Origin of the sequence: Streptomyces sp. UH6 (assembly GCF_013421635.1) — a bacterium.
Classification (GTDB): domain Bacteria; phylum Actinomycetota; class Actinomycetes; order Streptomycetales; family Streptomycetaceae; genus Streptomyces; species Streptomyces abyssomicinicus.
Map to the genome: position 1 here is coordinate 1 of NZ_JACADT010000328.1, position 5,664 is coordinate 5,664.

Sequence of the window (5,664 nt, forward strand, 5' to 3'; positions counted from 1 at the left end):
CGGCGACCGCGCCGACGGCGCGGACCTTGGCGCCGGTGGCGCTGGGCAGCGGGCAGTCGACGCCGGTGAGCGTGTCCGGGGAGCGGGCGTAGAGGTTGGGGCGTTCGGAGACCAGGACCCGTTCGTCGGCGCGCAGCCGCAGCAGCTGGGCCGCGGCGCGGATGTCGAGGGCCTGGTGCGCGGGGAGCAGGCAGGTGCGGACCTCGCCGCAGAGCAGCACGGCGCCCTCGCCGTCGTTCTCCCCCGCGCTCATGCCACCACCCCCCTGGTGTTCCTGCCCCGGCCCCCGTGCCATGTCACTGTCCCGCGTAGAAGACGTAGGAGATCCGGTCGGCCACGGAGGCGGGGACGGCGACGCCCTCCCCCGCGGACCGCGCGGCGACCTGCTGGAGCGCCCCGGGGTCGACCTCGGTCTGGTCGAGGATCACCCGGACCGCGTGTTCCACCGGCACGAACCGGTTGGGCAGCACCGAGCAGGTGCGGTAGGCGGCGAACGGGGCGGCCCGGGGCTGGAGCTGGAGCAGCGGCGGCATCTCGTCCCAGTCGTCCGGGAAGGGCCCTTCGTGCGGCCGCGGGGTCAGCACCGCCTCGCCCTCGTTGCGCAGCAGGCCGAGCCGGGCGAGCTGCCAGACGGCGGCGAGGAAGGGGCAGGACCACAGTTTCCGGCCGCCGGGGCGTTCGCTCCACAGCTCGACGTCGAGGAAGACGGAGTGCTGGCGGGCCGCGGTCTCCCGGGGCGCCTGCCAGGGGATCGCCTTCTTCATCGCCTGCGGCGTGCGGGCGACGGGACTGCGTTCGCCGTTGGCGAGCCAGCCGGTCTGTCCGGCGGGCGGGCGGGCCCCGTAGGCGCCGGGAGGAGGGGACTCCACCAGACGCCCGGCGACCGCCTCGGCGACCGGCGCTCCCTCGGCCTCGGCGCAGCCGGACTCGCGGGCCAGGTAGTCGATGTCCAGCCCGGCCCGCTCGGCCTCGGCGAGCAGTGTCGGCACCAGTTCGCGGGGGGTGGAGAAACGGGTGAAGTAGTCGTCGATCAGGAAGCAGGTGGAGATCCGGGGCCGCTTGCCGGTCTCGGCGCGGGCGGTCTCGCGCACCGCCTCCGCCCAGTGGACGACCTGGGCGAAATGGCGGCGCAGCCGCTCGGGTCCGGCCTCGAAGTCCTCCATGTAGAGGTGGCCGAGTTCGAGCGAGAGATGGGAGAGCGGGACCGCCTGGGTGCGCGGTTCGGCGGTGGTCTCGCGGAACACGGCTTCCGTCATGGCCGCCCCCAGTAGGCGTCGTCGGTGAGGCGGCGGGCGATCTCCTCGATCGCCTCCAGCGTCTCCTTGTTGGCGATCTGCTTGGAGAGCACGTCCTCCTCGGTGATCAGCTGTTCGCGCCACTGGAGGATGGGCTCCAGCGGCACGATGCCGAGGACGACGCTGTCGCCGATGCGGTTGTCGGAGGCCAGGCGGCGCAGGGCCTCGTCGCAGGCCTGCATCCAGGCGGCCTGCGCGGGGGTCACCTGCGACCACAGGGGCGACTCGGGGTCGGGCACGGCGGCCCGGACGAAGCGGATGTGGCCGCGCAGTTCGTCCTTGTCGTGGCCGTGTCCGGCGCCGCACTCGAGGATGCCGAAGTCCTTGTGGACCAGGCCGGCCGCGGCGATGACGTGCTGGCGGGTCCAGCGGTGGAAGACCAGCCAGCGGAAGGGGACGTGGCGCATCCGGGGGTGCGCGGTGGCAGCCAGGACCATGTCCATGGCGTAGCTGCGGCCGGCGCTGAGGTCGACGACGATCAGGTCGAACTCGGTGTTGAGCCGCAGCAGCAGGTCGACGCAGCGCTCCAGGGTGTCTTCGTCGGTGGCGAACTCGCCGCCGCTGATGTTGCCCGGGAAGAGCACCATGCGGCCCGCCTGGTTGGGCCGGTTGCGCAGCACGGGGTGCTCGGTCTGCCGCCACACGTCGATCTTGGCCGGTTCGTTGGTCTCGCCCTCCAGGTAGGAGTGGAGGCCGTTCTCCTGGATGCCGCGGATCGCGCCGGGCACGTCGAAGACGGCGGCGGCGGTGGGAGAGCCGAAGTCGAAGTCCACGTAGGCCACGTGGTCGCCGAGCAGGGCGCGCTGGTAGGCCAGATTGGCACTGGTCACCGAGCGGCCGGTGCCTCCTTTGTCGGAGGCGGCGAAGACGAGCACGGCTCAGACCTCCTGGGCGGCGGCGTCCCTGGCCTGGGACAGGGTGTCGAGTTCACGGAGCACGGGCAGGGACAGCGCGAAGGCGGTGGCGGGTTGCTGCTCGACCAGCTCGCGGGCCCGTTCGAGACGGGCCTCGATGGAGCGCATGGCCCGGCCGCGTCCGCCGTCGTCGGTGGGTGCGGCCTCCAGCTGCTCCTTGCCGAACAGGTGGGTGGCCTCGCTGAGCAGGTGGCGGGCGAGGTCGGCGAGGTCGGCGCTGCGGATCGGGTCCTGGTGGTAGAGCTGGCGGGCGGCGACCAGGCATTCGGTGACGCGCTCGGTGACCGACCAGGAGAGCCGGGAGGGGATCCCCTGGAGCTCCGGGTAGGCGCCCTTGATGTCGTCCCAGAGGCCGGTTCCCTCGCCGTCCTCGATCCGGCGGGCCCACAGGTGCTCGAAGATCTGCTCGGCGAGCCGCAGCAGCCGGTCCTGGCTGGTGAGGTTGCGGGAGAGCTCGGCGAGCTGGATGGTCCGCTTGAGGAGGTGGGCGGAGAAGTCGGTCATCCGCCACAGCAGCGGTGGCTGCCCGTTCTTGCCCGCCCCGGAGAGCGGCAGGGTGGCGCCGGGGCTGTGCAGGTGGACGTAGGGGTCGTCGAAGGTGAGCCGGCTGGTGACGCGGCCTCGTTCGGCGAGCCGCTCCATGATGGCGACGGTGCGGGTGAGGTCGTCGTCGGTGGCGCGGCGGCGCACCAGGTCGTGCACGAGGATGGCGGCGACGGTGAGGGAGTAGTACTCGGACTCCAGCTGGAGGCCGGTGGTGCGCCAGGGCAGGTCCTCCAGGGGCCAGCGGGCCTCGCCGAAGCGGGCGATGCGGGACCAGTACTGCTGGCTGATCTCCCAGCGCAGGCGCAGCGCCTCGGCGAGCTTCTGCTGGTCGGAGTCGAGCAGGCCCAGGGTGAGGGTGCGCTCGGAGAAGAGGTCCTGGATACCGTCGAGGGCGATGACGGTGAAGTACACGTAGGGCAGGTTGTCGGCGACGCCGGGCGGCTGGCTCACCGGCGGCTCGGACAGGTCGGTGATCTCCGGGGCCTCCCGGACGATGCTCCAGGCCCAGCCGCACTCGAAGAGCTGGTTGTCGTCGCGCAGCATCTCCTCGACGTCGATGCCGAGGATGAGGCTCTCGCCGATGGTCGCCCGCAGCGCCTTGAACCGGCGGGAGAACTGCTGGATCACCGCGCGGTCGGACTGGCGGCCCTGGCCGATCAGCTGGACCAGCCGCCTGCCCTGGTCGGACTCGGGCTCGAAGACGTTGACGCTGAACGACCGCAGCAGGCTGACCATGGCGGCGGTCAGCCGGGCGCGGGTGGCCTCTCTGAGGTCCTCCACCGCCTGGCGCACGTCGCTGCGGGCGGTGGTGTCCTCGTAGACCTTGAGGAAACCGAGCGCGGCGAGGCAGAGCGTGATGGACATGGAGTACGAGTCCACGACGCCCCACTGCCGCTGCTCGGGGGTGACCTGGTCCTCGGACCTCCGGGGCCGGAAGTAGTGCCCGCCGGCGAAGGTGGGCTCCCCGTCGGGCCCGGTGTGCTTCTGCATGAACTCGCTGAGCACGGCGACGATGTTGGCCGGAATCTCCAGGCGGGTGCCGACCTGTTCCAGCGCCCGCAGGACGTCCCGTTCGGTGGTGTCGGGCTGGTCGAGACGGAAGGCGGGGATCTCCGTCGCCGGATAGAGCAGGCACAGCAGCCGCTCGGCGTCCGCGACGGAGCTGACTCCGCCGAGCTCCCCCCAGGTGAACTTGCCCCCGTCCTGGAAGGAGTGCCGGCCGATGGCCCGCCAGATGTCCAGCAGGTGCTGGCGCGGTTTGATCTGCATTCCCCGTACCCCTCACAACAGATCAACCGGGCGGCCTCCCGCCCGGCTCGTTCAGTCGGACCTGCGGAAACCGAGGGCCAGCAGCATGCCCTCGTGGCCGTCGCGCAGGGTGAAGTCCAGCTCGTGGTAGGTGACCTTCTGCGCCAGCGGGTCCAGCGCCCTGGCGACCTCCGGCTGGTCGACCTTGTACGCAGGGAACTCGTAGGAGCCCACCTCGTAGCCCTCGGACTGGAGCATGAAGGCCGCGGCGAACGGCGCGCCCGGCTCGAGGACCCCCAGGAAGCGGTCGACCGCCGCCAGGAACTCCTCACGGGAGCTGGACATGGACTCCGCGACGAAGAACATCGCGCCCACGCCCCAGCGTTCGGCGCTGCCGCCGAGCTCCAGCAGGTCACCGGGGCGGGGGGCGGCCGCCTTGCCGAACCGCTCGCGCCGCTCGGCGTGCACCGCCTTGTACTCGGGGTACGCGGCCAGTTCGTCCCAGAAGGCCTCCCAGGCGGTGTCGAAGCCGCCCTCCTCGAGGTCCGCCTGCCTGCGCAGGTAGTCGAGGTTCTTGGGCCCCTTCTCCAGCAGCGTGATCTCCGAGCACCAGGGCAGCATGCACAGCGCCGGGTAGAGGTTGGCGCCCGCGCCCACGTCGACCCCCTTCACCGGCCCGTGGAGACCTCCGCCGAAATGGTCGATCAAATGCTTGCCGACCAGGCGGACGATCTGCTTGTCGACGTCAAGTGGGGTGGCATAGTTCCGCTTCACATAATCATCTGGGCAGAACTGGTCCCATGGTGCTTCAGAATTGAGGGCCATTTCTAGAAAATACCAACGCCAGCGGCCCTCCGAACCCCCAACGCCAGGCCAACATAGCAAAGTCGGCCCCAGTCGACGCCCCGTGGCCCCTCCATCAACACGCTTGCATGGAACGGGACTTGGTGGGAAGGCTTTCCACACCCCCACCGGCTCCGGCCGGCCGCCCGCGCACTGGATTCACTCGAAGGTGGTGCGCCCGCATGACCGCATACACGGAGGCCCTCCCCTCCGCCCCGCCGGAGCTGGTCCTCCGACGCGCGGAGGAATCGGATCTTCCCGAACTGCGCCGTCTGGACCAAGAGATCTTCGGCCAGTTCGCCTACCCGCCCTTTCTTCTCCGCCAGCTCTTCGATCTCTGCCAGCGGCACTTCCTGGTGCTGGACGACGGCTCCGGCCTGCTGCACGGCTACGTGCTGGCCGGGACCGACGCGCTGAGCGAGGACTGCTGGATCCTGGGGCTCTGCGTCACCCGGGACCGCCGGGGGCGCGGACTGGGCCGGGACCTGATGCGCGAGATCCTGCTGCTGCTGCGGGACGACGGGATCGGGGTCGTCCGGCTGACCGTGGAGCCGGCCAACAGCGCGGCCATCCTGCTCTACCGCTCCCTCGACTTCAGCTGCGAGGAACCCGACGGCGGGATGCGGCCGGACTACTTCGGGCCCGGCCAGGACCGTCTGGTGATGCGGCTGGACCTCAGCCCCGCCGGGCCGGCGCGCTGAACCGCCGGACGTAGCGCCGCTGCCACGGCGTCTCCACCGCGTGGGGGTGGTAGTGGCGGCGGACCCAGGCCACCGCCTCGGCGGGCGCCACCCCGTCGAGGACGGCCAGACAGGCCA

At 71.2% G+C, this 5,664-nt stretch carries 5 protein-coding genes and 2 pseudogenes; 1 reads left to right on the plus strand and 6 read right to left on the minus strand.

Features of this window, described 5'->3' with window-relative positions; all coding sequences use genetic code 11:
• The 5 genes and pseudogenes from HW445_RS16695 to HW445_RS16715 all read right to left on the minus strand — a co-directional run.
• A pseudogene (locus HW445_RS16695) lies at positions 1-253 on the minus strand (hypothetical protein); the annotation flags it as partial.
• Positions 254-296: 43 nt separating this feature from the next.
• Positions 297-1,256: an SCO2522 family protein gene (locus HW445_RS16700; RefSeq protein ID WP_180221816.1), complete on the minus strand. Its 960-nt coding sequence runs from the start codon at positions 1,254-1,256 to the stop codon at positions 297-299.
• Entirely contained in the window at positions 1,253-2,170 is a 918-nt protein-coding gene (locus HW445_RS16705) for an SCO2523 family variant P-loop protein (RefSeq protein ID WP_151773149.1), read from the minus strand. Before HW445_RS16705 ends, HW445_RS16700 begins: the two co-directional genes overlap by 4 nt.
• A gap of 3 nt (positions 2,171-2,173) precedes the next feature.
• The gene (locus tag HW445_RS16710; protein ID WP_180221817.1) at positions 2,174-4,024 is read right to left on the minus strand and encodes an SCO2524 family protein; all 1,851 of its coding nucleotides are present in this window, start codon (positions 4,022-4,024) and stop codon (positions 2,174-2,176) included.
• A 51-nt stretch (positions 4,025-4,075) separates the two neighbouring features.
• Positions 4,076-4,828 carry an SCO2525 family SAM-dependent methyltransferase gene (locus tag HW445_RS16715; RefSeq protein ID WP_180221818.1) on the minus strand — a complete coding sequence of 251 codons (753 nt, stop codon included), beginning with the start codon at positions 4,826-4,828 and terminating at the stop codon, positions 4,076-4,078.
• A 200-nt stretch (positions 4,829-5,028) separates the two neighbouring features.
• Between HW445_RS16715 and HW445_RS16720 the strand changes: the two genes are divergently transcribed.
• A complete protein-coding gene (locus tag HW445_RS16720) occupies positions 5,029-5,547 on the plus strand; it encodes a GNAT family N-acetyltransferase (RefSeq protein ID WP_180221819.1) in 519 nt (172 codons plus the stop codon).
• On the opposite strand, the pseudogene HW445_RS33595 reads toward HW445_RS16720, so the two are convergent.
• A pseudogene (locus tag HW445_RS33595) lies at positions 5,522-5,664 on the minus strand (protein phosphatase); the annotation flags it as partial. The gene HW445_RS16720 and the pseudogene HW445_RS33595 sit on opposite strands and share 26 nt — an antisense overlap.

Coding starts and splice junctions, on each gene's coding strand:
- HW445_RS16720 (WP_180221819.1), top strand. CDS start 5,029: ATGACCGCATACACGGAGGCCCTCCCCTCCGCCCCGCCGGAGCTGGTC.
- HW445_RS16710 (WP_180221817.1), bottom strand. CDS start 4,024: ATGCAGATCAAACCGCGCCAGCACCTGCTGGACATCTGGCGGGCCATC.
- HW445_RS16700 (WP_180221816.1), bottom strand. CDS start 1,256: ATGACGGAAGCCGTGTTCCGCGAGACCACCGCCGAACCGCGCACCCAG.
- HW445_RS16715 (WP_180221818.1), bottom strand. CDS start 4,828: ATGGCCCTCAATTCTGAAGCACCATGGGACCAGTTCTGCCCAGATGAT.